This window comes from Acetobacter okinawensis (genome assembly GCF_002153655.1).
In the GTDB taxonomy this organism is placed as follows: Bacteria; Pseudomonadota; Alphaproteobacteria; order Acetobacterales; family Acetobacteraceae; genus Acetobacter; species Acetobacter okinawensis_A.
Window position 1 is genome coordinate 1 of record NZ_JOPJ01000032.1, and the last position, 22,759, is coordinate 22,759.

Sequence of the window (22,759 nt, forward strand, 5' to 3'; positions counted from 1 at the left end):
CACAAACACCCAAAGACACGCCTAATCACCCAAAAAACCGCAAATAATTATGTTACAAAATGTCCATGTTGGCGTCTGCCGCATAAAAACAATACCAGCGGGTAAAGGCTGCAATGCCGTCTATCAGCGCGGTTTGCGGCTGCCAGCCTGTGAGTGCGCGGATTGCGCTTATGTCCGCCCATGTCTTTTCCACATCCGCTGCTGGGCGTGGCAGTTCAAGGAGCTGGGCTTTTTTCTCCAGCACCTCCTCCAGCACCTCAATCAGCCTGCGCACACTCTGGGGGCGCTGGCTGCCCACATTGAGCACACGGGCCGTGCCGTTGCACGGGGGTTTGTCGAACACCGCCAGCACGGCGGAAACCACATCGGCAATATATGTAAAATCGCGTGAGAGACTGCGCCCGGCATACAGCGGAACAGGCCGCCCCTCCCGAATGGCGCGGGCAAAGCTGTAATAGGCCATGTCTGGCCGCCCCCACGGGCCATACACGGTAAAGAACCGCAGCCCGGTCTGGGGAATGCCATACAGGTAACTGTAGGTGGAGGACGCAAGCTCCGCACTGCGCTTGCTTACGGCATAGAAGGAGCCGGGCTGGTCCACCGGATCACTCTCGGCAAACGGGAGTTTGGTGTTGCGGCCATAAACGGAGGAGGAGGAGGCATAGACCAGATGCTCCAGCCGGGGCAGCCTGCGGGCAAACTCCAGCACGCCAACATGGCCGCGCACGTTGGCATCTGCGAACACGTAGGGGTTTTCGAGCGAATGGCGCACCCCGGCCTGTGCCGCAAAGTGGAAAATACCACGGATCTGTGCAGCCCTGCCCGCCAGTGCGGCAAAGGCGTCTGGCTGGCTGATGTCCAGCCCATGCAGGCTAAAGCCGGGATATTGCTCCAGCAGCAGCAGGCGGCTTTTTTTCAGGTTCGGGTCCGGGCATGGCGTCAGGTTATCCACCCCGATCACCCGCTCGCCCCGCTCCAGAAGCGCGCGTGCGACATGAAAACCAATAAACCCGGCCGCACCTGTTACCAAAAATGCCAAAATTCTGCCTCGTGAGCCAAGCGCACCCAAGCTCCGCCAGCCCAGTGCCATTCTGGCTGCTTCTAGCGGAGCATGGGGGCTACGTCAGGGCGTTTTTGTGGTGGGCTGGACTGCCTGCACCACAGGGGCAGCAGGGGTTGCCGGAGCAAGCGAGGGAGACTCTACCTTATCGCCCACCATAATACCCAACTTGGCGGTTACGCCGCCTGCCAGCTCCAGCGTGGCCAGCGCAGGGCCGTGGCTGCTGATATGGGCCAGACTTTGCGGCACCGCGTTTTCCACAATGGACAGCACGCGCTGGTCAGGGCCGATAAACACTATGTCCAGCGGGACAAGGGTGTTCTCCATCCACATATCGCTCTGCTGGGGCGTCCCCCACGGGAACAGCATACCGCCATCGGCCAGCACCTGCGTGCGGAACATCTCGCCCACCTGCTGCTGGCGCGGTGTTTTGGCCACTTCCACCCCAAAGACATGCCGCCCGGAGGCCGAGGTAATGCTCAGCTGCTCCGTGGGCAGGGTTGGCTGCGCCTGCGTTGGCTCGCCCGTATCTTCCGCCACGGCGGGCACCCATGCAACGCCAGCGCTCCCCACCAGCGCGGCCATAAGCAGCGCGAACAGTTGTTTGTTCTTCACGTCCTGTTTTCTCCTGCTCTCAGGTCTCATCCTGCAAAAACGGGTTGCCCGTCCGCTCCGCACCCAGTGTGGAAAGGCCACCATGACCGGGGACTATCACAATATCATCGCCAAGCGGCAGCAGCTTTTGGCGTATACCCTGTATAAGCTGCGCGCCATTGCCATAGGCAAAATCCGTACGGCCAACAGAGCCACGGAACAGCACATCACCCACAAAGGCAAAGCGGGCGCGCTCGTCCACCAGCACAACATGGCCGGGGGTGTGGCCGGGCACATGCACCACCCGCAACTGGCAGCCCAGATACTCCAGCACCTCTCCATCCCGCGCAAAGCGGTCCACGGAGGCGTTCTCCAGCCCCGAAAGGCCAAAGTGCCGGGCCTGATCGGTAATGGAGGACAGCAGGAACGCATCGCGCTCATCCGGCCCGATGACGGCAGGACGGGGCTTGCCCTGTGCCTCCAGCCCACGGCACAGCGCGGTTACGCCGCCTGCGTGGTCAAGGTGGCCGTGGGTGAGCACAATGGCCTCCAGCGTCAGGGATTTGCGGTCCATAAAGTCCAGCAGCATATCGGCATCCCCGCCGACATCCACCATAATGCAGCGCCCCGTTTGCTCATGCCACAGGATGGAGCAGTTCTGCCGGAAAGGTGTAACCGGAACGATGCGTAACTGCATGCCGGGGTAGGAAACCTGCATATGCGACCTCTTTCTTCTGCGCTGTGGCGGGCACAGTATGCCAAAAAAAAGCTGCCAGATGGAACCATCTGGCAGCTTTCTGGCAGTTTTTGATAAAATACCTGCGCGCAGAGCCTTAGCCCGGCAGAACCCAGCCGGTCGCCGGAATATCAAAATGCCCATGCAACTCATGGGCGGGAATGTTGGTCAGGTCCTTGATCAGGGTCTTGATAACCTTGGCCTCGGCAGGCTTGCTCAGATGTGCGCGGATGTCGTGCATGACCGGAGCGGGCGCTGCAATAACAAACCCGGCAACCTTGCCGCCGTGTGCGACCATGGCATTAATGCGGTCAGCCACATTACGGGCAAAACCTTCCTTGGCGGCGGTGCGGGGGGAGGTTTCGGGCGGGAGTTTGCCGGGGGTGTCTTCATGCCCTTCGGCCTTGACATCACTCACATCGCGCATTTCGCCCTGAGCATCGTGCAAAAAGCGTACCTTGCCGCCATCTGCCACAACGTAAACAACCAGGCCGTCTCTTTCTTCAGTCATGGAAATATGTCCTTGTTTCAAAATCGTACAGCCTGTCACCATTGTTGCTGTGCAGCCACGCGGCCTCTGGCCTGTTCTGCTGCCAATGGGCAGTCTGTGTGCACAGTGATATAGGGAACGATCATGACAGTTCCAGCCCCCCCTCCCCAACTCCTGACCCCACTGGACCACGCACTGGCATGGGCGCGGGCGGGTGAGCCCGTAGCCCTTGCCACCGTAACCGGCACATGGGGCAGCTCCCCCCGCCCTGCGGGAAGCTGCATGGCCATAAGTGCCAGCGGTGCGGTGGAAGGCTCGGTCAGCGGTGGGTGCGTGGAAACCGATGTGATGACCCACGCGCAGGACATTATGGCCGGAAACCCCGCACAAACGCTGGAATATGGCGTCAGCAGCGCACGTGCGTGGGAGGTCGGGCTTGCCTGCGGCGGGCGACTGGACGTGCAGGTCGAGGCCATAAATACCCCCGCCTGCCCAACCGGAACCCTGCCCCTTGCCCTGCTGGAACAGGCCTGCGCGTGCATGGCCCACAGGCAGGCCGCAGCCCTTGTGCGCCTGCCCGCAGGCGCGCAGCACGCCCTTGTTGTGCAGACAGAGCAGGGCAGCACTGTGCAATATGGCACCTGCCCGCCCGAAATCTGCAACGCAGCCCACGCCCGCATGCAGCACGGCCGCAGCGGGGAGGAAACGGACACGGCAGGGCAGGTCTGGTTTGTGCAGCCACTGGTGCCAGCCCCACGGCTGCTGATTGTGGGGGCCGTGCATATTGCCCAGTCCCTTGCCCGCATGGCCAGCATGGTCGGTCTGGCCCCGATTGTCATTGACCCGCGCACCGCACTGGCCACAGTCCAGCGTTTTCCCGGCCTTGTACCGGGCCAGACCCTGCTAGCCGACTGGCCGGACGAGGCCATGCAGGCCATAGGCATAGACCACATGACCGCCATTGCCACACTGACGCATGACGCCAAGCTGGATGACCCCACGCTGGAGGAGGCCCTGCGCAGCCCTGCTTTTTATATTGGCGCACTCGGCTCACGCGCAACGCAGGCCAGCCGCATGGAGCGCCTGCGCTCGCTAGGCTTTACCGAGGCCGAACTGGCACGCATCCGTGGCCCCATAGGGCTGGCCATAGGCGCCGTAGGGGCGGAGGAAATTGCCCTGTCCATTCTGGCCGACATTATTGCCGTACGCAGGCAGGCCCCGCTGGCGCACGCACGCGGCTGGGCACACCCCTGATGGTGCAGCACTAATGCCCCACCCGCAGGCAGGCACACTAGCCGGTACGCTGGCCATTGTGCTGGCGGCGGGCAAGTCCTCCCGCACGGGGGCGCAGCACAAGCTGCTTGCGCCAGACGCCAGCGGCTGCCCCATGCTGGTGCATACACTACGCCACACCCTGCACAGTGCTGCCGCCCATGTCCGGGTTCTGCTCCCGCCCGACCGGCCCGATCTGGCGGCCCTTGTCCATGCCATGCCAGACTACGGCGCACGCCTGAGCAGCCAGAGTGTTGCGGACGCGGCTATGGGCCTGTCTGCCTCCCTGCATGCCGGGGTGCGTCTGGCCCGCTCCATGCGCGCGACCAACCTGCTGGTGTGTCTGGGGGATATGCCGCTTGTCCCCACCCACCTGCTGGACGCCCTGCTGTATGAGCAGCACACCACACAGGCCCCTGTTGTAGCGGCACAACGGCACGGCAGACCCGGCAACCCGGTTGTATGGTCCCCCACCCTGTTTGAGGCGTTGCTGGAGGTTACGGGCGATCAGGGCGGGCGGGCACTCCTGCGCGCACTCGGCCCGGCCGTGCGCCTGCTGCCCGCCCCCGCAGCACTGCTGGAGGACTTTGATACCCCCGACAGGCTGGCCCAGTTTGCCCGCATGCTGCCACCCCCCGGTTGACCGCAGGCCCGATCGCTCCGAAAACTGTTGGACCGCATGCACGGCGTGCGTGCATGCGCCTTTCTTTCTGACAATCCCCAAGGAAGTGTTTGTTCATGAGCAAAATCCTGCGTACCAACCCCAACCCGATTCTGTCCGCCGCAGTGGAATATCATGGCTTTGTGTTCACACAGGGCGTTGTCGCCCGTGACCTTGAACAGGACGTGGAAGGCCAGACCCGCGACGTACTGGCCCAGCTTGACGCGCTGCTGGAACAGCACGGCACGGACAACACCCGTCTGCTGCAGGCCCAGATCTGGCTGAAGGACATTAACGACCGCGACAAGCTGAACGCCCTGTGGAGCGCATGGCTGCCAGAGGGTCAGGCCCCCGCCCGCGCCTGTGTGCAGGGTATTCTGGCTGACCCGCGCATGCTGGTTGAGATCATGCTTGTGACGACCAAATAAGCTTTGCCTGTCTGCCGGGCTGGCGCTGGGTGGGGCGTGGTTTTTTGGCCACAGACCTGCCGAATCAGAATCAGCCCGGCTTTCCATGCCTGCGTGCCACAATCCGCCCTACAGGCCGAATTAAGGCAATCCGGTGACAGATGATAGGAATATATTCCTATTTTTTATTTTCAACCGGGGTCTTTTTAGCAAACAGTCACTTTCGCGTTTTTGCTGCGCAAACAGCGCTTGCCTGATCTGCATGGATGTTTATAGGTGGTTGCAGAACATGACGCTGACCTAAACTAAAGCAAGCCAGGGAAAGGCAGACACAATGCGGGATGGACGGTCTAAAAAGCTTAAACTTACGCTGGCCGTCGTGTCTTTCGTTTCTGCTTCTTTTCTTGCCTGTGGCGCTCAGGCCACGACCAGACATGCAACCCACCGTGGCGTGCACAGCACATCCGCCCGCCACCACCATAGCTCCGGCCATGTGATCCAGTGCGTTGCCTATGCCAAGTCCGCCTCCGATGTGGTGCTGCGTGGCAATGCGCGTGACTGGTGGCACAATGCCGCCGGTGTTTACGAGCGTGGGCTTGAGCCCAAATCGGGCAGTGTTCTCAACTTCCGCGCCACACGCCGCATGCCCATGGGCCATGTTGCCGTTGTGCGCAACGTAGTAGACAGCCGCACCATTGTTATTGACCAGTCCCACTGGGCGCAGGCTGGCATCAGCCACAATGTGTCGGTCATTGACGTCTCCCCCAACAATGACTGGTCGGCCGTGCGTGTGGCTCTTGGCAGCAACAGCAGCAACTACGGCTCCATTTACCCCACCTACGGCTTTATCTACCCCCGCTCCGCTGGTGCCAGCAAAGCTGCCCCCGCCAGCCTGAAGCAGGAAGTCATGACCGCATGGGCCAACAAAATCCCTGCAACCCAGCTTGCACAGGCCCCGGCAACGGCACAGCCTGTAACAGACAGCAAATAACAGCCCCTTCCGGCTGGTCCGCAGCAACGGTCTGACACACCCCGCTCACATTGCCTGAGCGGGGTTTTTTGTACCCCAGCCCCGCACTATGCAGGCGGGCCAGAGACCTTGCGCATATGCACCGCACTTTCCAGCACATTCCAGCTTGCTTCAAAAAAACGCTGCTCGGCCGCTTTGGTTGCAAAAGGTTTGTGCCCGCTGAGCATCTGGTGCAAAGGCCAGCCCGTAAACAGCCCACGCAGGCTCATTTCCAGCACCGCAATTTCGGCCCGGTTTGCAGGCGTATCCGCCCAGCCAAGTGCTTGGCCAAGCAGGCTGTTCATCCGCGCGTGCAAAGGTTCTATGGCCCTGTCCAGATCAGCCGTAATGCTGGCAAACTGCTGGCAGTCCATAATAAGAATACGGTAGGTCTCCACCGTTTCCGGCACCAGCAAAAAGTCTAAAAAGCGGCGGAGCATATCTTTTATGGCGTCCATCGGGTGGGCCTGCCCCTCTGGCTTGGCCTGCAGAATGTCCACCATATCGCGGCAGCGCTCATGCACTACGGCCCGGAACAGCTCTTTTTTGGACGGGTAACGCCGGTAGATGGTCGCCTTGGAGCAGCCAATAACCTTGGCAATATGCTCCACGGACGTTGCCGCATAACCCGCGCGCATGAACTGCGCCGTAGCGATGGCAATAATTGTGCGGTCCAGCTCCTCCGCAGCCTCGTGCGATGGACGACCGCCGGTATGTGTTACCCCATCCGCCATAAACCCGCCCGACCCATTGCTGTTTGCCCACACAGGCGTCTGCCCTATCCTACCCGCTCCACCCGCAACAGGGAACCCGAACACGGCAGGGAACTGGCCCGCACGCCCCACCCCCAAACCCTTGACCCGCGCACACTGCGCAGCACACGCCGGGGCGGCACAGTGCCGGATTGGTGCAAACAAACACAAAGGGCGGCGGGGTTATGCCCCCGCCGCCCTGTTGCAAAGCCTCACACCCACCCCAAAGGGGCGTGGGTTATTCCATCCACTCCGCAATATCGGGGCAGGAGCATACAAGGTTGCGGTCCCCGTACACATTGTCGATCCGGGCCACATTGGGCCAGTATTTGGTGGCCGGGTTTACACCGGGGGGGAAGCACGCCTGCTGGCGGCTGTAAGGGTGCTCCCACGCCTGCGCCGTAACTGCGGCCCCGGTGTGCGGGGCATGACGCAGCACGGACTGCTCGGCCGTGACCTCACCCCGCTCTACCGCGCGCACTTCCTCACGGATGGCAAGCATGGCATCGCAAAAGCGGTCCAGCTCGGCCTTGCCTTCGGATTCAGTGGGTTCGATCATGAATGTCCCTGCCACGGGAAAGCTGACCGTAGGGGCATGGAAGCCATAGTCCACCAGCCTTTTGGCCATGTCATCCACGCTGACACCCGTGCTGTCCTTGATCGGGCGCAGGTCCAGAATGCACTCATGCGCAACCCGCCCCTTGGCCCCACGGTAGAGCACCGGATACGCATCGGACAGGCGGCTGACAATGTAATTGGCGTTCAGGATTGCCACCTGCGTGGCGCGCTTGAGCCCTGCATCCCCCATCAGGCGGATATAAGCCCACGAAATGGGCAGAATGGACGCCGAGCCAAACTGCGCGGCACTGACCGCCACATCCACCGCCGGGTCCGCCGGATGACCGGGCAGGAAGGGGGCCAGATGGGCACGCACGCCAATAGGCCCCATGCCCGGACCACCCCCACCATGCGGGATGCAGAAGGTCTTGTGCAGGTTGAAGTGGCTGACATCCCCCCCATAATCCGCCGGGCGGGCAAGGCCGACCTGCGCGTTCATGTTCGCACCATCCACATACACCTGCCCGCCTGCCTCGTGCACAAGGTCACAGATGGCGCGCATGTTCTCCTCGAACACACCGTGGGTGGAGGGGTAGGTAATCATGACCGCAGACAGGTCCGCCGCGTGGGCTGCCACCTTGGCCTGCATGTCCGCAAGGTCAATGTTACCGTCCCCGTCGCACTTGACCACCACAACGCGCATGCCCGCCATCTGGGCGGACGCCGGGTTGGTGCCGTGGGCAGAGGCGGGAATAAGGCACACATTACGCTCACCCTGCCCGCGCGCACGGTGGTAGGCGCGAATGGCCAGCAGGCCCGCGTATTCACCCTGCGCACCAGAATTGGGCTGGAAGGACACCGCATCATACCCGCTGATCGCGCACAGCCAGCCCTCAAGGTCAGCCAGCAGTTGCTGGTAGCCCTGCGTCTGGTCGGCGGGAGCAAAGGGGTGCAGGTCACAAAAGCCGGGCCATGTGATGGGCAGCATTTCCACCGTTGCGTTCAGCTTCATGGTGCATGAGCCAAGCGGGATCATGGTCCGGTCAAGGGCGAGGTCCTTGTCGGACAGGCGGCGCAGGTAGCGCAGCATATCCGTCTCGGAGCGGCATGCGCCAAAAACCGCCTGCTGCATAAAGGCCGAGTGCCGGACCAGTGCATCTGGCAAGGTGGAGGCCGCCTGCCCCAGTGCCAGCGCCATATGCCCCATGCGGTCGCGGTCGGGGCAGAAGACGGACCACACATCCAGCACGGTCTTGGCCGTGCTGGTCTCGTCCAGACTGATGCCAATGCAGCCATTGCCTGCGTTACGCAGGTTCATGCCCATAGCGCATGCGCGGGCTATAAGCTCTGGGGCGGCAGCGCCTGCATCCACCGTAATGGTGTCAAAAAACGCCGTGGTCTGCACATTGACGCCAAGGCTCCGCAGGCCCTGCGCCAGTGTGCAGGCCAACCCATGCACACGCCGCGCAATGGCCTTGAGCCCTTCCGGCCCATGGTACACTGCGTACATCCCCGCAATAACGGCAAGCAGCACCTGCGCTGTACAGATGTTGGAGGTCGCTTTTTCGCGCCGGATGTGCTGCTCGCGCGTTTGCAGCGCCAGACGGTAGGCGGGGCGGCCCTCGCTATCGATGGAAACACCCACAAGCCTGCCGGGCATGCTGCGCTTGTACGCATCACGCACTGCCATATAGGCCGCATGCGGGCCACCAAAGCCCATGGGCACGCCAAAGCGCTGGGTGGAGCCAATGGCAATATCCGCACCCAGTTCTCCCGGTGCTGCCAGCAGGGTCAGGGCCAGCGGGTCGGCTGCCATAACGGCAATGGCCCCTGCGGCATGCAGGGCGTCCACCTGCGCGCGCGGGTCACGCACCTGCCCCGAGGAGCCGGGGTACTGGAACAGGGCTCCAAACACATCTGCCGCATTCAGGTCCGTGGCGGGGTCGCCGATCTGGATAACCAGCCCCATGGGCTCCGCACGGGTTTTGAGCACCGCAATGGTCTGGGGGTGGGTGTCCGCATCCACAAAAAACGTGTTGGAGGCCGATTGCGCGACCCGCTTGGCCAGCGCCATGCCCTCTGCCGCCGCCGTGGCCTCGTCCAGCAGGGAGGCATTGGCAATGTCCAGCCCGGTCAGCTCGGTGATCATGGTCTGGAAGTTGAGCAGCGCTTCCAGCCGCCCCTGACTGATTTCGGGCTGGTAAGGCGTATAGGCCGTGTACCACGCCGGATTTTCCAGAATATTGCGCCCGATCACCGCTGGCAGCACGGTGCCGTAATACCCCTGCCCGATCAGGCTGGTGAGCACACGGTTGCGCCCGGCCAGTGTGCGCAGGTGCTCAAGCACCTGTGTTTCGGTCCAGCCGTCCCCCAAGCCCAGCGGCTGCTCTACCCGAATGGCGGCGGGCAGGGTCTGGGCTGTGAGCGTATCCAGACTATCTGCCCCCACCGTGTGCAGCATGGCGGCCTGCTCGGCTGGTGTGGGGCCGATATGCCGGGCGGCAAATGCTGCACCATCAGCACTGAGCCCTGCAAAAGCGGGCAGGTTTTCTACTTGGGAGAACATGCGAAAAACGATCCTGATACAGGCGGGTGAACGCAAAACAACACGAAAACACCCCCACCACCCCCAAACCCCCGCACCACGGGCAAAGCCGGGCGCTCGGGGGCATACCCCCTAACGGGGGGAAAGGGGCGGGGTGGCGCGGGCAGGCTTGGGGGTGTTAGCCCACGAACGCAGCGTAGGCTGCGGCGTCCATCAGCCCGTCAAGCTGTGCGGGGTTGCTCAGGCGGAATTTGACAATCCAGCCCTCACCCTGCGGGTCGGTGCTGACAACGGCGGGGTTGTCGGCCAGTGCTGCGTTGCCTTCCACAATCTCACCATCCACGGGGGCATAAATATCGGATGCGGCTTTGACCGATTCCACAACGGCCACGGCCTCCCCCGCCTTGACCTGCGTGCCAGCGGGCCGTGTTTCCACAAACACCAGTTCGCCCAGTTCATCAGCCGCATGCTGGGTAATGCCGACCACTGCCGTGTCACCATCCACGCGCAGCCATTCATGTTCGTTTGTAAAATACAGGGTCATCGCTTTGATACTCCGTAAGGCCCCGCAAAGGGCCTGCGTGAAAAATATTGGAACCGGAAAAACAAAAAAGGCTCAGCGCTTGAACCGTGCCGGCACCAGCGGCAGGGACGCAACGCGGGCAGGCACACCGCGCCCGCGCAGTTCAGCCGTAAGCTCAACCCCTGTGGCGGCGTGGGGTGTTGCCACATAGCCCATAGCCACCGGGGCCTCCAGCGTGGGGCCAAAGGCGCCAGATGTCACCACACCCACGGGGGATTGCAGTGCGGCATCGGCAAACAGGGGGGCACCGTGGCGCACGGGGGCGCGGCCGGTAGGCAGCAGGCCCACGCGACGGCGGGTTACGCCATTGGCAAGCTGGTCCAGAATAATGTCCGCACCATCAAAACCACCAGCGCGTGCGCCACCTGCCCGGCGGGATTTTTGAATGGACCATTCAAGCCCTGCTTCCACGGGGGTTGTGGTCTCATCAATATCTGCCCCGTACAGGCACAGCCCGGCCTCCAGCCGCAGGCTGTCACGCGCACCAAGGCCGATCAGTTTGACATGAGGATTCCCCAGCAGCAGGCGGGCCACATGCTCGGCCTGCGCAGCACTGACCGAAATTTCGTACCCGTCTTCCCCCGTATACCCGGAGCGGGAGACAAGGCAGTCCACGCCCCCAATGTTGAGCGTACACACATCCATAAAGCGCATGGGGGCTGCTTTAGGGTCAAAGCCTGCCAGAACCTCCTCCGCCTGCGGGCCTTGCAGGGCCAGCAGCGCGCGCTCGGGCAGCGGCTCGACCACGCAGTCGTCCAGTCTGGCCTGCATATGGGCAATATCGGCCTGTTTGCACGCGGCGTTGACCACCAGAAGCAGGCAGTCCTCCTGCGCAATGACCATCAGGTCATCCAGAATACCGCCCGCAGGGTTGGTGAACTGTGTATAGCGCTGCCGGTTGGGCTTGAGGGCCACAATATCGGCTGGCACCAGCCGTTCCAGCGCAAGGGCTGCGTCCTCCACGCGGCCCGAGCGGGCGCGCAGGCGCACCTGCCCCATATGGGAGACGTCAAACAGCCCCGCATGCGTACGCACGTGGCGGTGCTCGGCCATAATGCCATCTGCATACTGCAAGGGCATGGAATAGCCCGCAAACGGGACCATTTTGCCGCCAAAGTCCAGATGCAGGGAGTGGAGAGGAGTGTAAAGGAGAGAAGAATCGGTGCCCATGCACGCCGCCTTACAAAAAAGGCCCAAACTCCGCGTGCTGACCGTGTGGGAGAACACAGGACAAAAACACGGAGCTTCGGACCGGACCGTCCGCTGCCCCTTCTGTGCTTTTGCCTGAGATCGCTATCCCGTCGGCGGGTGCGAACGCACCTCTCTCCAGAAGTTTTAGAGCGCAGGGTCCTTTTGCCTGAGAGTTTCCGGGGCGGTTGCTCCTTCGGCGCCAGCTTTTTACGGCTGGTCTCTCCCTCTGCGCGGGAGCGACCGTGACATCATTTCTCTTGCGAGTCAATCACGGTCGCGGGGGGTCGTTACGCCTTGTGGCCGGGCAGGTGCCGGGCAATGTAGGGCGGCAGGTTAAAGGAGCCTGTGTGGATTTCGGGCGTCCAGTACTGGGTTTTTCCCAAAATACCGGCCTGTTCCGCGCGGGCGCGTACCACGGCGGTATCCTGCCCGGCGGGGTTGGCCCCCTTGGAGGCAATGCCAAGGGTCATGAACCCGCCAACATAGGTCGGCACAGCCGCTACATAGGCAGACACATGGGGGAAGTATTTGGCGCGGCGCTCGCTGGTTTCAAACAGTTCATCGGCCTGCATGAAGGGCACGCCGCACTGGTTGACAATCAGCCCTTCCGCGCTGAGCACGCGGGCGCAATGTTCGTAAAAACTGTCGGTAAACAGGACTTCGCCCACGCCAATGGGGTCCGTGCTGTCTACGATAATGACGTCAAAAGAGCCATCAGCCGCTTTGGCAACGTAATCAATCCCATCGCCCACAATCACTTCCGCGCGCGGGTTGGTCCATGCGTCGCCCGCAATGGAGGGCAGGTGCTGCTTGGAAAGTTCAATGACCGCACCGTCAATTTCCACCATCACGGCTTTTTCCACGCCGGGGTGTTCCAGCACGCGGCGCAGCACGCCACCGTCGCCTGCGCCAATGATCAGCACATTGCGCGGGGCCTTGTGCGTAAACAGCGGCACGTGGGTCAGCATTTCCTGATAAACGAATTCATCACGTTCGGTAATCTGCACCACGCCATCAAGCAGCAGGACACGACCGTGAGATTCGCTTTCAAATACTACAATATCCTGAAACGGGCTTTTTACGCGCGCCAGTTCCTGAACAACACGGAAGCGCTGGCCCCAGTTGTCGTACAGGGTTTCTTCGATCCAGTTTTCTGCCATCTCGGCCATCCTTGCCATATAACGGCACACCCGCCCTGCCCCATACAGGAGCAGGCGGGTGTTCATTACCGATAGAGAGGAATGTAACGCGGTGTGTGCAGGGGCTCAGCCCTGCACGCGGCCACGCCGTTCTTCGCTTACGTCCAGCTTTTCGGCCTGAAACAGGCGCTGCATGACCGGAATGGCCAGATGCGGGTCGCATGCGCCACACATGAAAATGTCCACAGCCGCAAAGTTGCGCTCCGGCCATGTGTGGATGGAAATATGGCTTTCCGCCAGCACAACAACACCAGACACACCGCCATTGGGTGTAAAATGGTGGAAGTGGCTGTGCAGGATTGTAGCCCCTGCCGCCAGAGCAGCTTCGCACAGCGTGCTGTCGATCTTTGCGGGGTTGTCCAGATTGGTGGCCCCCCACATATCAACCAGCAGGTGTGTCCCTGCAAATTTTTCGCCGTCTTTTTCGACGAAATAATCTTTACGGTCTTCATCTTCGAATGAGACCGGAACAGAAATTGCCTGGTTATTGCTCGGGAGTTCCGAGACCATCCCCAGTTGAGCAAGTGCGTTCATTGACGTACCCCCAAACCAGTAGACAGCCTGTTGGGCGAAACTAATCGCCCCCTTGGGCCAAGAGCGCGCTAACTAGGGCTTTTTGCCCCTTGGGTGCAAGAACTATTTTGGGTCTTTAACAGTTTTGTCAAATGTCGTGGGGACCCGCACCACCCCAAGGGACACCACGGGGGCTTTTTGCGCCTGCTTTACAAGCGCCGTAAACAGCGCCTGCCGCTCTGCCCCAAGGGCGCGCGCGCCCACCCATGCCTGCAGGCTCCGCGCGGTTGGCCCATCCCCCGCCGCAGCCGCATCCGACGCAAGCCGAATCACCAGATCACGCTGGGCGGTGCTCAGCACCCCCTGCTCCGGCAGAGTGCGGCTGGCCAGCCTGCCCACCACCTGCACGGCCTGCGCCCATTGCTGGTCCTGCTCATACAGAGCGCCACGCACGGACAGGCCGGTGTCCGATTCATCCTCGGCCAGCAGGGCCTGCGCGCCCTCCCTGTCCCCGTTGGCTGCGGCCAGCCGTGCCTCATCATACCTGCGGCGGGCGGCAAGGTCTGCTGGCAGGTCGGCCAGCGCGCTGCGCTCCAGTGCGCGCAGGGCAAGGGGACGCTGGTTGTCCTCCAGCGCGCTCTGGGCCAGCAGTTCCTCAATATCAGCCCGCATCAGCGGGTCTATGGCCAGCACATCGGCCTGCTGCAGGGCAGCGACTGCCAGCCCCGGCCGCCCCTGCGCCATAAACTGCCGCCCAAGCCCTGCCAGCAGCTTGGCCTTGAACGGGTCATCGGGCACCTGCCCCATGCGTGCGCGCGCCAAAGCCAGCATCTGCCCCCGCGCAGGCCCGGACACACCCGTTGCTGGCCCATGTGCCGCCCCCTCCGCAACGCGCTTGCCCCCCTGCGCGCCTGCCCGCGCGGGGGGCGTGTGCGCACCTTGGGGTGGGCCAAAAATCAACCCCGAGAGCACGCTCCGCCATGCCTCTACCAGCCTGTCATGCGGCAGCGTGGCAGACGGGGCCAGCCCGTCCAGCACACCGGCCGCGCGCTCCGGCTGGCCCGCCTGCGCCAGAGCCTGCGCATAGGCCAGCCGGAGCGGGGGCAGCAGATCAACGTCCTCCTGCACCGCACCCGTGGCGGGCGCGGCTGGGGTGGAAGATGCGGCCCCCTCCGCCGCCTGTGCTGCCAGCAACTGGGTGTAAGCCTCCACCGCCATGGCGGGGCTGATCTGGTCATGCGCGCGCAAAAACGCCACCAGTAGCGCGCGGGCGTGGTCGGCTACGCGGTCATTGCCGGAGGCGGTCAGGTTTTCCAGCGCCACGCGGGCGGTTTCGGCCTGCCCATTGCGGAGTTGCAGCATAATGCGGGCAAGGTTGTAGGGGGCATCATCCGGTAAGGTGCCCAGTGCTGTGCGCTCATCCGGCCCGCCAAACTCTGCCAGATACTGGCTGACCCGTAGCAAAAGCGCCGCCCGCACGGGGGCCGGGTACTGCTCCAGCCGTGCATAACCACGCGCCAGCAGCACCGATGTGGGCTGGCTGTCCGCCCCGCTGGCCATAAAATACGCCCCACGCCACACCACCATATCCGGCCCAAAAGCCCAGTCCGCCGTGGCCAGCGGGGCAGCGCCCGCCATATCCGCACTCAGCAGGGCCGCACAGGCGCGCAGGGCCTGCACACCCGGCCCCGGCCAGCCAGCATGGGCCATGCCCCCCGCTGCCGCCTGCCCAGCGGGCAAGGGCAGGTCACGGAGCAGCGCCCATGCCTGCTGGGGGTAGCCTGCGGCAAAAGCGGCCTGTGCGGCGGCTATGCGCGCACTCCACACACTCATGACTGCTGCCTCTGGCTGGCCCGCCAGACGTGTTGCGGGGTCTTCCCCCGCTGTGCCCAGACTGTCACGCGCCTTGCGCCATGCCTGCAACAACTGGGGGGCGGGTGCGTCCCGCAGGCCAAGCCAGAGCCAGTCCTCCCCCTGCTGCACAGACGCACTGGGGGGGAGTGCTGGCAGGCCCACAGGCACGGGCTGGGCGGCCAGTGCCTCCAGCACCGGGCCTGCTGGGGTGGCGGTCATGAGCAGTTGTGCCGAATCCGCAGCCACCACCAGCCCCAGCACGCTCGGGCGCACGGCATACCCCACGCCTGCACGCGGTGGGGGGGGCTGCTCGGCCTGCCGGGTGGTGGCCACAAACAGCCTGCCCCCTGTCACGGGGTCGGGCAGGGTAATCACCCGCCCCGGCTGGCTTTGGGCAAACAGCATGCGGGCAGGCTCTGGCTGCATATGCGCCACAGGCAGGTCGGGCGGGGGGCTGCACCGCCCCGGAGCACCCTTGCGGGCCACACACAGCAGCCACCCCGCCTTCTGCCGTTCCACCACAATGGCTGGGTGCTCGGGCAGATACAGCCGCAGCAGGGTTGCGCCATTCAGGGCCACGCTCTCGCGCCGGTCAAACAGCCCGCCCTGGGCAGGCAGATGGAACAGGGCGGGCAAAGCGTGGTCCACCACCACCATCAACTCCGGCCCGGACCAGAACGCCGCCAGCCCCACGCCACTGTCGGCTGGCAAAAACAGGGCGGGGGCAACATCGGCCACACGCGGCAGGGCATCGGCCTGCACGCCGGTTACGGGCTGGGCGTGCAATCCGTCCGAGCGGGCCACATCCTGCACTGCGGGGGCCGCCGCACCCGCCTGCCGGGGGGCTGCATGCACATGGGGAGCCACAGCCAGCATGGTGCTGGCCAGCAGCAGGGGCCACACCGGCAGGACCCACCCCGCCAGAACATGCCGTGCGGCCAGCCCCCACCTGTGTGCCAGCAGCCCTGCCGGCTGCCCCACGTGCGGGTCTGACCGGCAGTCTGACCGCCTATCTGGCTGCCGGTATGCCTGCCAGTCTGCCCCCTGGCCTAGCCCCGGCTCTGTCTGTTGGTCTGCCTGCCGCCTGTCCGCCACGTTACCTGCCTGCCCCAAAAACTCTGCTCCACACCAGCCCGGTCCACCACGCCCTGCGGGGCCAGCAGTATGCCCGCTCCCACAGCCCGTGTTTACCCCCAGCATGACAAAAACCGGCACAGGCTGCTAAAAGCGGACAGGCGTGCAGTACCCCATGCCCCACCACAGCAGGAACACCCCATGGCTGACCGTTTTACCAGTATGCAGGTTTTCGTTAAGGTGGTGCAGCTTGGCAACTTCAGCGCCGCAGCGCGGGCACTGGGCCTGTCCCCCACCATGGTGACCAAGCATGTCACCACGCTGGAGGCACGGCTGGGTGTTACCCTGTTCCGCCGCAGTACGCGCCACCTCTCGCTCACCGAGGCGGGACGCCTGTTTCTGGAAGGCAGCCAGCGTATTCTCACCGATCTGGAGGAGGTGGAGCTTGCCGTAAGCGAGCAGCGGCGCGAGCCACGCGGCCACCTGCGGCTGAATGCGCCTGTCTCTTTTGCCATACGCTACGTGGCCCCCTACCTGCCCGAGTTCAGCCGCCTGTACCCCCACGTTACCGTGGAACTGGGGCTGAACGACCGCACCGTGGACCTGATAGACGAAGGGTGGGACCTGACCCTGCGCATACGCAAGATGGCCGCCAGCACCCTGCGCAGCCGCAGGCTGGCCACCATACGCATGGTGGTGTGTGCGGCCCCTTCCTACCTTGAGCGCGCAGGCACCCCCACCCGTGTGGAGGAGTTGAGCCAGCACCAGTGCCTTGGCTACACGCTAAGCGCTGTCAACAGCGCCAGCCGCTGGAGCTTTGGTGAGAAGGGGGAAAAAACCATTCCCATTTCCGGCCCGCTCAGCGCCAATAATGGTGATGTCCTGCGCGAGGCAGCGGTTGCGGGCGAAGGTATTGTGTACCAGCCGGTTTTTGTTGTGAGCGAGGAGCTACGTGCGGGCCGCCTGCGCGCACTGGCACTGGACCTGCCCCCCCTGCCGGGGCCGGACCTGCACGCGGTTTACGCACCGGGCATGAGCCTGCCCCTGAAAACCCGCGCCATGATTGACTACCTGACCCAGTGCTACACCCCGACCCCACCGTGGGAGCAGGCGCTACAAAGCTGTGCAGGCCACGACCCTGCGACCCAAAAAACCTGAGCCAACACACCGCACTGACCACGCCTGTGGCCATGCGGGCGCCAACATCTGCTCAGCCCCATGCAAGGGCCATTTCCATCTCGCGCCGGTCTGTGTTGGCGTATTGCTGCGGGCGTCCAAGGTAGTAGCCCTGCGCCTCCGAGCAGCCCATGCTGCTGACCATCTGCAACTGGGCGGCTGTTTCCACCCCTTCGACTGTCACCGTCATGGCGCGGATGCTGGCAATGCCCAGAATGGCCTGAATGATCTCCTTGGCCGTGGGGTCGGGCAGGGCCTGCACAAAGCTGCGGTCGATCTTGATCTTGTCGAACGAGAACTTCCACAAATAGCTGAGCGATGAATACCCCGTGCCAAAGTCATCCATACTGATCTTGCAGCCAAGGGCTTTGAGCTCGCTCAGAATGACGTTTTTGTGCTCGTATTCATCCATCAGCACACTTTCGGTAATCTCCACCTCCAGACGTGCGCCATCAAGCCCGGTTTCTTGCAGAACATTGCGGACAATTTCGGGGAATTTCCGGTTTTTAAGCTGGAGGGGGGACACATTGACCGAGACATTGACATGCGCAGGCCATGTCAGCGCCTCGCGGCAGGCAATGTGGAGGATCCGCTCGCCAAGCTGGTGGATAAGCCCCGTCTCCTCCGCCAGACGGATGAACACATCGGGCGGGATCATCCCACGTTCGGGGTGGTTCCAGCGGGCCAGTGCCTCGTAAGACTGCACCTTGCGCGCGCTCAGGCCGTAAATGGGCTGGTAGTGCAGTAACAGCCCCTCCCCCTCCACCAGACGGTGCAGGGCGGACACAAGCTCCGCACGCTCAAGAATTTCGTAGCTCAGGTCCGTATCAAACAGCTTGTGCTGGCAGCGGCCAAGGGCCTTGGCGCGGTAGAGCGCCATGTCCGCATACTGCAGCAAGGTGGTGACATCCCCCGCCTGAAGCGGAAAGCCCGCAGCGCCAATGCTGGCCCCGGACTTGGCCTCCGCCCCCTGAATGGTATAGGGCCGGCCCAGACTGGCCACCAGTTCCTCCAGCCTGCCCTCAATCTCGTCCAGCGGGCCGCAGTGCTGCCAGATAACCGCAAACTCGTCCCCACCCAGACGGGCTACAAAGTCGTCCTCGCGGCAGCAGGCCTTCAGCCGGGTGGCGGCGGCAATCAGCAGTTCGTCCCCCCCGCTGTGGCCATACATGTCGTTGATGGACTTGAAGTAGTCGAGGTCGATGTAAAGCAGGACAAACGGGTTGCTCAGGTCCTGTGACAGCTCCCCCAGACGGATGCCAAGGTAGTAGCGGTTGGGCAGGCCGGTCAGGCTGTCATAATGTGCCAGCCGCTCGATCCGGCGCTGGGCATCACGGTATTCGGTAATGTCATCGGCAACGCAGAGTTCCCAGCGCATGTTGCCGTCATCATCAGCAATCAGCAGATCATGGCGGGAGACCACGCGCGAGCGGCCCTCCCGGTCGACCAGTGTTTCCTCCACCGCTTCGGGCTGCTGGTACAGAAACGGGTCTTCGGCCAGCCCGCCATCCAGCAGCAGGGGGGCGTTATAGGCCACGCCCGCGTAGGGGAGTGCGGTGTGCAGCCCGTACTCCTCCGCCGCCTTGTTGTGCACAATAATGTCACCCGTCTTGATATCCCGCACCTGAATGGCGGTCGGGATATTGTCCACTATACCGGAAATAAAGGATTTATCGCGCATGATGGTTTTATTGGCCTGCCGGAGTTCGCCCGCAATTTTATTGAGCTCGTTGATGGTATCGATGGCCTGTGCGTGCAGGGAACGCGTCAGGCTGAGTGCGGAACCCAGCCCGTAATACTGGCCACCTTCGGTTATAATAAATTCGTTAATCTGGTTAAGGGATCGGATGTTCAGAATTTTTGCGACAAAATCAGGGACTTTTTCCTGAGCATCAACCAGTATCGGCTCACATTCCATCAGCAGGGAAATCGGGCGGTTGGCGTAAACCTCGTACCCGAACCGCTGCCCCAGACGCAAAAAAAAATCCCGCCGCTGCACAATGCCAATGGGTCGGTTGTGCTCATCCACCACGGGAATACCCGCAAGCTCGGCGTTGTCCTGAAAAAGGGCGAGAACATGCGACCCGGCCTCCGTCGCATAGACGGGTGCCACCCTGCTTGCGACATCGCGCATCTGGCGTTGGTTGGAATATGCGGGCACGTCCACCTCTAATAGCAACGTCATGTTTTTTCGCCTTAATCCAGCCCGCAAGGTCAGGACGGGAAAATTCTTAACAACCGATTGGCCCTACAACAACATGAAATATAATTGTTTTTTTATGAACTTATTATTATTTTCCCACAATGCGCTTGACCCTTCGCGCTCTTTTTCCTCCCCTTCCATTCTGCCCTTTTCCACTCTGCGGACTCTGGCCCTGTAACCCCGGCACGGGGGCCGCATGCCGTGGCGCACAGGCACACCCCGCACCACAGCGCGCAGTACGCCGCCATTGGCCGGAACCAAGGCAGGCGCTGGCCCGCCCCGTTATGCGGCAATGGCCTGCGCAAACAGGGCCATATTACGCTGCGCATCCGCAGCCCCGAGCGCGGTATTATAATATTTTTTATGATACGCACTCAGCCCCGCAGACTCTGCGGGCGCAGGCAACCCACAGGGGGCGCGCAGGTACACCACCCGCGCCATGGCGCAGGCATAGGCCAGATTGCCCACCAGCAGGCCCGCACTCCCCACCCCGCATGCCGCACCACCCAGACGCCGCACCGTGGCGGCCAACATGGGCCTGAAGGCGAGAAAATTCTGCCAGCAGTCATCATGCGTTGCGGGTTCCATCTGCCACAGGCCCAAAGCGGGACCGCCACCATTCTGCCTGAGCCATACAAGCCCGCTTTCCACCAGCGCTGTGCCGGTCAGTAAATTAAGTGCCGCACTCCCCCCAAGGCCGGGCTGGGCCAGCACGGGGCGCACCACAAGCGCTTTGAACTGCGCCAGATCAAGGCCCTGCATGGGCGGCCCCCTGCTGCGGCGTGTCCCACGGTTCGCGCAGGTGCAGCCAGTGTACCCATACGGTGCTCGCCACCTCCTGGTCCGAGAGCAAGGTGGAGCCAACAGCCGCGCCAACGGTGCATAATAGCCCCGCCACAACCGCAAGTTTGCGCCACCGGCGCAGGCTGTCCTCGGCCAGCTGGTTCTGCTTTTTCTGCGCGCCGGTGTGTTCGGCTATCTGCTGTGTCAGGCTGGTCAGGGCGCGGCGGGTGTCCGCTGCCTCCACCGCGCGGTTGCGCTCACGCTCCTGCCCCTGTGCCTCAATGGAGATCAGGCGCTCCATCATGGCCGACTGGCCGGACTTGAGGGTGTCCACATCTCCTTCCAGCCCATCAAGGCGGCGGGCGTGGCTGTCCACAATTACGCGCAGGTCATCCTCAGCCGCGCAGGCTCCCGCGCACTGTGTTTCGGTCATGTGTTTTATCCAGATATCAAAAACCGCCAGAGCAGGCTGTGGCGCGTGACAGGTCGGGGCGGTGGCCTAACCTGTGGTGGTGGTTGCCGCAGGGGCCACCATAACCTGCGCAGGTTGTGCGGGCAGTGCCTTACTTGTCGTGTCCGCCCCGCTGGCAATGGCGCTGATTGCGGTGACATAGGCCTTCATGTCCGCCGTAAAGACCTCGCCCATGGCTGCGGCAAGGTTGGCCTGCTGCTGTATCCATGCCTGCGCCGTGGTGGCCTGCGTTGCAAGCGGCACCACCACAACGGGCGCGTCATATGTCTGTATCCCGGCATCCTTGATAATCTGGTTGACGGCAGAGGACCTTGTCGCCCACGCGGCCTCGGTCAGGGCGATCATATCGGATGCAGCGGGCAGCCATGTGGGCAAGGCTGCAAACATGGCCACATCCACATACCCCGGAGTGGGGTAGCCCCCCAGCCGGTACGCCGTGTTGGCATAGGCATAATAGCGTTGCGGGTATGTGGCACTCCACCACAGTGCTGTATTATTCTCACTCATGCCTGAACGACCCCTTCTACATAGACTGACACAGGCGCGGTCCCCGACCCGACCACCAGAAGGGTAAAACCTGCTGCATCCACAACCGAACTTCCCAGATCAAGGTCATGGTTGGTGGCCATGGTGAGCTGTGGTGGTGCTGGTGACGTGGAATACGCCAGTGGAAACGAAACACGGTCGCCATTTGCCGCCGTGACCAAAAACATCTGGCTCAGCAGAAAACCCCCTCCGGCTATGGGTGTTTTTTTGTAATACCCACCTGATATCCCCCCCGCCGTGGGGAGCTGGGAGGTAAACGCCACATCCCCCTTGGCTGAAGAGTAGATGCGCCCCGTGCTGGCAAATGTCGTATAGACTGGGCTGGCTGCTGTATTGGTACGAAAAACCAGATCGTTATCGGATACACCAGAACCTTTCTGGTCCGTATAGATCTGGACATCCTCACCAGATGGATTGATGAGGTATATGGAGCCATTAAATATTCTGAGCGGACCATTGTTAATGGTTTGGGCACTGGCAAACGTGTTCTCGCCACTCAGGCGCGCATACCGCGCATCTGCATCGGATGCACCAATGGCCTGCTTCTGGCTGTAGTCCGTAGGCGTTGGCACCTTGGTTATGCCAGAGAACGTAACGGGGCCGACTACCGCCTGCTCCGCAGCATTGGCAAGCTGGAGGAACTGCCCGTTGGCCCATGCCTGTGTGGCGTAACCGCTGAACAGGCTCTGCCACGCAGCGCCCTCCGCGCCGGGGGTGGCAACATTTGCATCCGCCATGCTGACCCAGAACGCACCGGGGGCGCTGCCCGCCACAATAGCCCCCGCCGGATACCCGCCAATACCTTGCGCAAAACTGGCGTCAAACGCACCAAGGTAGCCCGCCTGCAACACCTGCACAGCGCTGGAGAGCAGGTTGAGCAGGCCATTCATGTCCTGCCCACGGGGTGGCTCGCCACCGGCCGCGCGGGCAATAAAGGTCTCGGGCGGAAAGCCAAGGGCAACCGAGGCCGTGCCATCGCCCGCCGTGGCCTGTATCTGCGGTATGGCCGCAATATTGCCCGAAGCGGCAGACGCCCCTATGGGGGTTCCAAACAGCTTGCGATCATCTGTGCTTTTCATGG

General features: G+C 62.7%; 21 protein-coding genes and 1 riboswitch. Of the genes, 5 read left to right on the forward strand and 16 right to left on the reverse strand.

The annotated features are described in order from the left end of the window. Positions 1-52: 52 nt before the first annotated feature. The 4 genes from HK26_RS10920 to HK26_RS10935 form a co-directional block, all read right to left on the reverse strand. Positions 53-1,039: an NAD-dependent epimerase/dehydratase family protein gene (locus HK26_RS10920; protein WP_086639833.1), complete on the reverse strand. Its 987-nt coding sequence runs from the start codon at positions 1,037-1,039 to the stop codon at positions 53-55. A gap of 84 nt (positions 1,040-1,123) precedes the next feature. After that, positions 1,124-1,645, reverse strand: coding sequence for a DUF192 domain-containing protein (locus tag HK26_RS10925; RefSeq protein ID WP_257640984.1), 522 nt, complete (start codon positions 1,643-1,645; stop codon positions 1,124-1,126). Between the two features lie 49 nt (positions 1,646-1,694). Continuing rightward, a complete protein-coding gene (locus HK26_RS10930) occupies positions 1,695-2,372 on the reverse strand; it encodes an MBL fold metallo-hydrolase (RefSeq protein WP_086639812.1) in 678 nt (225 codons plus the stop codon). 115 nt (positions 2,373-2,487) lie between these two features. Further along, the gene (locus HK26_RS10935) at positions 2,488-2,901 is read right to left on the reverse strand and encodes a host attachment protein (RefSeq protein WP_257640980.1); all 414 of its coding nucleotides are present in this window, start codon (positions 2,899-2,901) and stop codon (positions 2,488-2,490) included. A gap of 123 nt (positions 2,902-3,024) precedes the next feature. On the opposite strand from HK26_RS10935, the gene HK26_RS10940 reads away from it, so the two are divergent. The 4 genes from HK26_RS10940 to HK26_RS10955 all read left to right on the forward strand — a co-directional run bounded on the left by HK26_RS10940 (position 3,025) and on the right by HK26_RS10955 (position 6,211). Then, a complete protein-coding gene (locus HK26_RS10940; RefSeq protein ID WP_086639814.1) occupies positions 3,025-4,134 on the forward strand; it encodes an XdhC family protein in 1,110 nt (369 codons plus the stop codon). Positions 4,135-4,147: 13 nt separating this feature from the next. Beyond that, a complete protein-coding gene (locus HK26_RS10945; protein WP_086639815.1) occupies positions 4,148-4,795 on the forward strand; it encodes a nucleotidyltransferase family protein in 648 nt (215 codons plus the stop codon). Positions 4,796-4,890: 95 nt separating this feature from the next. Continuing rightward, positions 4,891-5,241 carry a RidA family protein gene (locus HK26_RS10950; protein WP_086639816.1) on the forward strand — a complete coding sequence of 117 codons (351 nt, stop codon included), beginning with the start codon at positions 4,891-4,893 and terminating at the stop codon, positions 5,239-5,241. A gap of 313 nt (positions 5,242-5,554) precedes the next feature. Next, entirely contained in the window at positions 5,555-6,211 is a 657-nt protein-coding gene (locus HK26_RS10955) for a CHAP domain-containing protein (protein WP_086639817.1), read from the forward strand. Between the two features lie 86 nt (positions 6,212-6,297). On the opposite strand, the gene HK26_RS10960 is transcribed toward HK26_RS10955, so the two are convergent. From HK26_RS10960 to HK26_RS10990, 7 genes are all read right to left on the reverse strand, one after another. Next, positions 6,298-7,074: a TetR/AcrR family transcriptional regulator gene (locus HK26_RS10960; protein ID WP_180539519.1), complete on the reverse strand. Its 777-nt coding sequence runs from the start codon at positions 7,072-7,074 to the stop codon at positions 6,298-6,300. A gap of 145 nt (positions 7,075-7,219) precedes the next feature. Continuing rightward, entirely contained in the window at positions 7,220-10,105 is a 2,886-nt protein-coding gene (gene gcvP / locus HK26_RS10965) for an aminomethyl-transferring glycine dehydrogenase (RefSeq protein ID WP_086639819.1), read from the reverse strand. A 157-nt stretch (positions 10,106-10,262) separates the two neighbouring features. Continuing rightward, complete coding sequence (gene gcvH / locus HK26_RS10970; protein ID WP_025828908.1) at positions 10,263-10,628, reverse strand: glycine cleavage system protein GcvH; 366 nt, start codon at positions 10,626-10,628, stop codon at positions 10,263-10,265. 72 nt (positions 10,629-10,700) lie between these two features. Further along, entirely contained in the window at positions 10,701-11,837 is a 1,137-nt protein-coding gene (gcvT, locus tag HK26_RS10975; RefSeq protein ID WP_086639820.1) for a glycine cleavage system aminomethyltransferase GcvT, read from the reverse strand. Between the two features lie 166 nt (positions 11,838-12,003). Beyond that, a riboswitch (glycine riboswitch) is annotated at positions 12,004-12,094 on the reverse strand. A gap of 51 nt (positions 12,095-12,145) precedes the next feature. Then, positions 12,146-13,018, reverse strand: coding sequence for a polyamine aminopropyltransferase (speE, locus tag HK26_RS10980; RefSeq protein ID WP_086639834.1), 873 nt, complete (start codon positions 13,016-13,018; stop codon positions 12,146-12,148). Between the two features lie 105 nt (positions 13,019-13,123). Then, a complete protein-coding gene (speD, locus tag HK26_RS10985; RefSeq protein ID WP_086639821.1) occupies positions 13,124-13,591 on the reverse strand; it encodes an adenosylmethionine decarboxylase in 468 nt (155 codons plus the stop codon). A 102-nt stretch (positions 13,592-13,693) separates the two neighbouring features. Next, positions 13,694-16,624, reverse strand: coding sequence for a tetratricopeptide repeat protein (locus tag HK26_RS10990; RefSeq protein WP_143296346.1), 2,931 nt, complete (start codon positions 16,622-16,624; stop codon positions 13,694-13,696). Between the two features lie 75 nt (positions 16,625-16,699). Between HK26_RS10990 and HK26_RS10995 the strand changes: the two genes are divergently transcribed. Beyond that, positions 16,700-17,656, forward strand: coding sequence for a LysR family transcriptional regulator (locus HK26_RS10995; protein ID WP_086639823.1), 957 nt, complete (start codon positions 16,700-16,702; stop codon positions 17,654-17,656). 52 nt (positions 17,657-17,708) lie between these two features. Here the strand turns inward: HK26_RS10995 and HK26_RS11000 are convergent, their stop codons facing one another. The 5 genes from HK26_RS11000 to HK26_RS13515 all read right to left on the reverse strand — a co-directional run bounded on the left by HK26_RS11000 (position 17,709) and on the right by HK26_RS13515 (position 22,757). Beyond that, on the reverse strand, positions 17,709-19,859 hold the full coding sequence (locus HK26_RS11000; RefSeq protein ID WP_086639824.1) for an EAL domain-containing protein: 2,151 nt from the start codon (positions 19,857-19,859) through the stop codon (positions 17,709-17,711). A gap of 300 nt (positions 19,860-20,159) precedes the next feature. After that, the gene (locus HK26_RS11005; RefSeq protein WP_086639825.1) at positions 20,160-20,639 is read right to left on the reverse strand and encodes a hypothetical protein; all 480 of its coding nucleotides are present in this window, start codon (positions 20,637-20,639) and stop codon (positions 20,160-20,162) included. After that, positions 20,626-21,093 (reverse strand): hypothetical protein, encoded by a 468-nt coding sequence (locus HK26_RS13925; protein ID WP_249208994.1) that lies wholly within the window; start codon positions 21,091-21,093, stop codon positions 20,626-20,628. The genes HK26_RS11005 and HK26_RS13925 overlap by 14 nt, the downstream gene beginning before the upstream one ends. A gap of 66 nt (positions 21,094-21,159) precedes the next feature. Next, positions 21,160-21,639: a hypothetical protein gene (locus HK26_RS11015; RefSeq protein WP_086639826.1), complete on the reverse strand. Its 480-nt coding sequence runs from the start codon at positions 21,637-21,639 to the stop codon at positions 21,160-21,162. After that, positions 21,636-22,757, reverse strand: coding sequence for a hypothetical protein (locus HK26_RS13515; RefSeq protein WP_180539521.1), 1,122 nt, complete (start codon positions 22,755-22,757; stop codon positions 21,636-21,638). The genes HK26_RS11015 and HK26_RS13515 overlap by 4 nt, the downstream gene beginning before the upstream one ends. Positions 22,758-22,759: the final 2 nt, after the last annotated feature.

What these genes read in the sequence shown, in the direction of transcription:
- HK26_RS10925 (WP_257640984.1), bottom strand. Translation starts at nt 1,645, where the DNA reads ATGGCCGCGCTGGTGGGGAGCGCTGGCGTTGCATGGGTGCCCGCCGTG.
- HK26_RS10930 (WP_086639812.1), bottom strand. Translation starts at nt 2,372, where the DNA reads ATGCAGGTTTCCTACCCCGGCATGCAGTTACGCATCGTTCCGGTTACA.
- HK26_RS10935 (WP_257640980.1), bottom strand. Translation starts at nt 2,901, where the DNA reads ATGACTGAAGAAAGAGACGGCCTGGTTGTTTACGTTGTGGCAGATGGC.
- HK26_RS10940 (WP_086639814.1), top strand. Translation starts at nt 3,025, where the DNA reads ATGACAGTTCCAGCCCCCCCTCCCCAACTCCTGACCCCACTGGACCAC.
- HK26_RS10945 (WP_086639815.1), top strand. Translation starts at nt 4,148, where the DNA reads ATGCCCCACCCGCAGGCAGGCACACTAGCCGGTACGCTGGCCATTGTG.
- HK26_RS10950 (WP_086639816.1), top strand. Translation starts at nt 4,891, where the DNA reads ATGAGCAAAATCCTGCGTACCAACCCCAACCCGATTCTGTCCGCCGCA.
- HK26_RS10955 (WP_086639817.1), top strand. Translation starts at nt 5,555, where the DNA reads ATGCGGGATGGACGGTCTAAAAAGCTTAAACTTACGCTGGCCGTCGTG.
- gcvP (WP_086639819.1), bottom strand. Translation starts at nt 10,105, where the DNA reads ATGTTCTCCCAAGTAGAAAACCTGCCCGCTTTTGCAGGGCTCAGTGCT.
- gcvH (WP_025828908.1), bottom strand. Translation starts at nt 10,628, where the DNA reads ATGACCCTGTATTTTACAAACGAACATGAATGGCTGCGCGTGGATGGT.
- gcvT (WP_086639820.1), bottom strand. Translation starts at nt 11,837, where the DNA reads ATGGGCACCGATTCTTCTCTCCTTTACACTCCTCTCCACTCCCTGCAT.
- speE (WP_086639834.1), bottom strand. Translation starts at nt 13,018, where the DNA reads ATGGCAGAAAACTGGATCGAAGAAACCCTGTACGACAACTGGGGCCAG.
- speD (WP_086639821.1), bottom strand. Translation starts at nt 13,591, where the DNA reads ATGAACGCACTTGCTCAACTGGGGATGGTCTCGGAACTCCCGAGCAAT.
- HK26_RS10990 (WP_143296346.1), bottom strand. Translation starts at nt 16,624, where the DNA reads ATGCTGGGGGTAAACACGGGCTGTGGGAGCGGGCATACTGCTGGCCCC.
- HK26_RS10995 (WP_086639823.1), top strand. Translation starts at nt 16,700, where the DNA reads ATGGCTGACCGTTTTACCAGTATGCAGGTTTTCGTTAAGGTGGTGCAG.
- HK26_RS11000 (WP_086639824.1), bottom strand. Translation starts at nt 19,859, where the DNA reads ATGACGTTGCTATTAGAGGTGGACGTGCCCGCATATTCCAACCAACGC.
- HK26_RS11005 (WP_086639825.1), bottom strand. Translation starts at nt 20,639, where the DNA reads ATGCAGGGCCTTGATCTGGCGCAGTTCAAAGCGCTTGTGGTGCGCCCC.
- HK26_RS13925 (WP_249208994.1), bottom strand. Translation starts at nt 21,093, where the DNA reads ATGACCGAAACACAGTGCGCGGGAGCCTGCGCGGCTGAGGATGACCTG.
- HK26_RS11015 (WP_086639826.1), bottom strand. Translation starts at nt 21,639, where the DNA reads ATGAGTGAGAATAATACAGCACTGTGGTGGAGTGCCACATACCCGCAA.
- HK26_RS13515 (WP_180539521.1), bottom strand. Translation starts at nt 22,757, where the DNA reads ATGAAAAGCACAGATGATCGCAAGCTGTTTGGAACCCCCATAGGGGCG.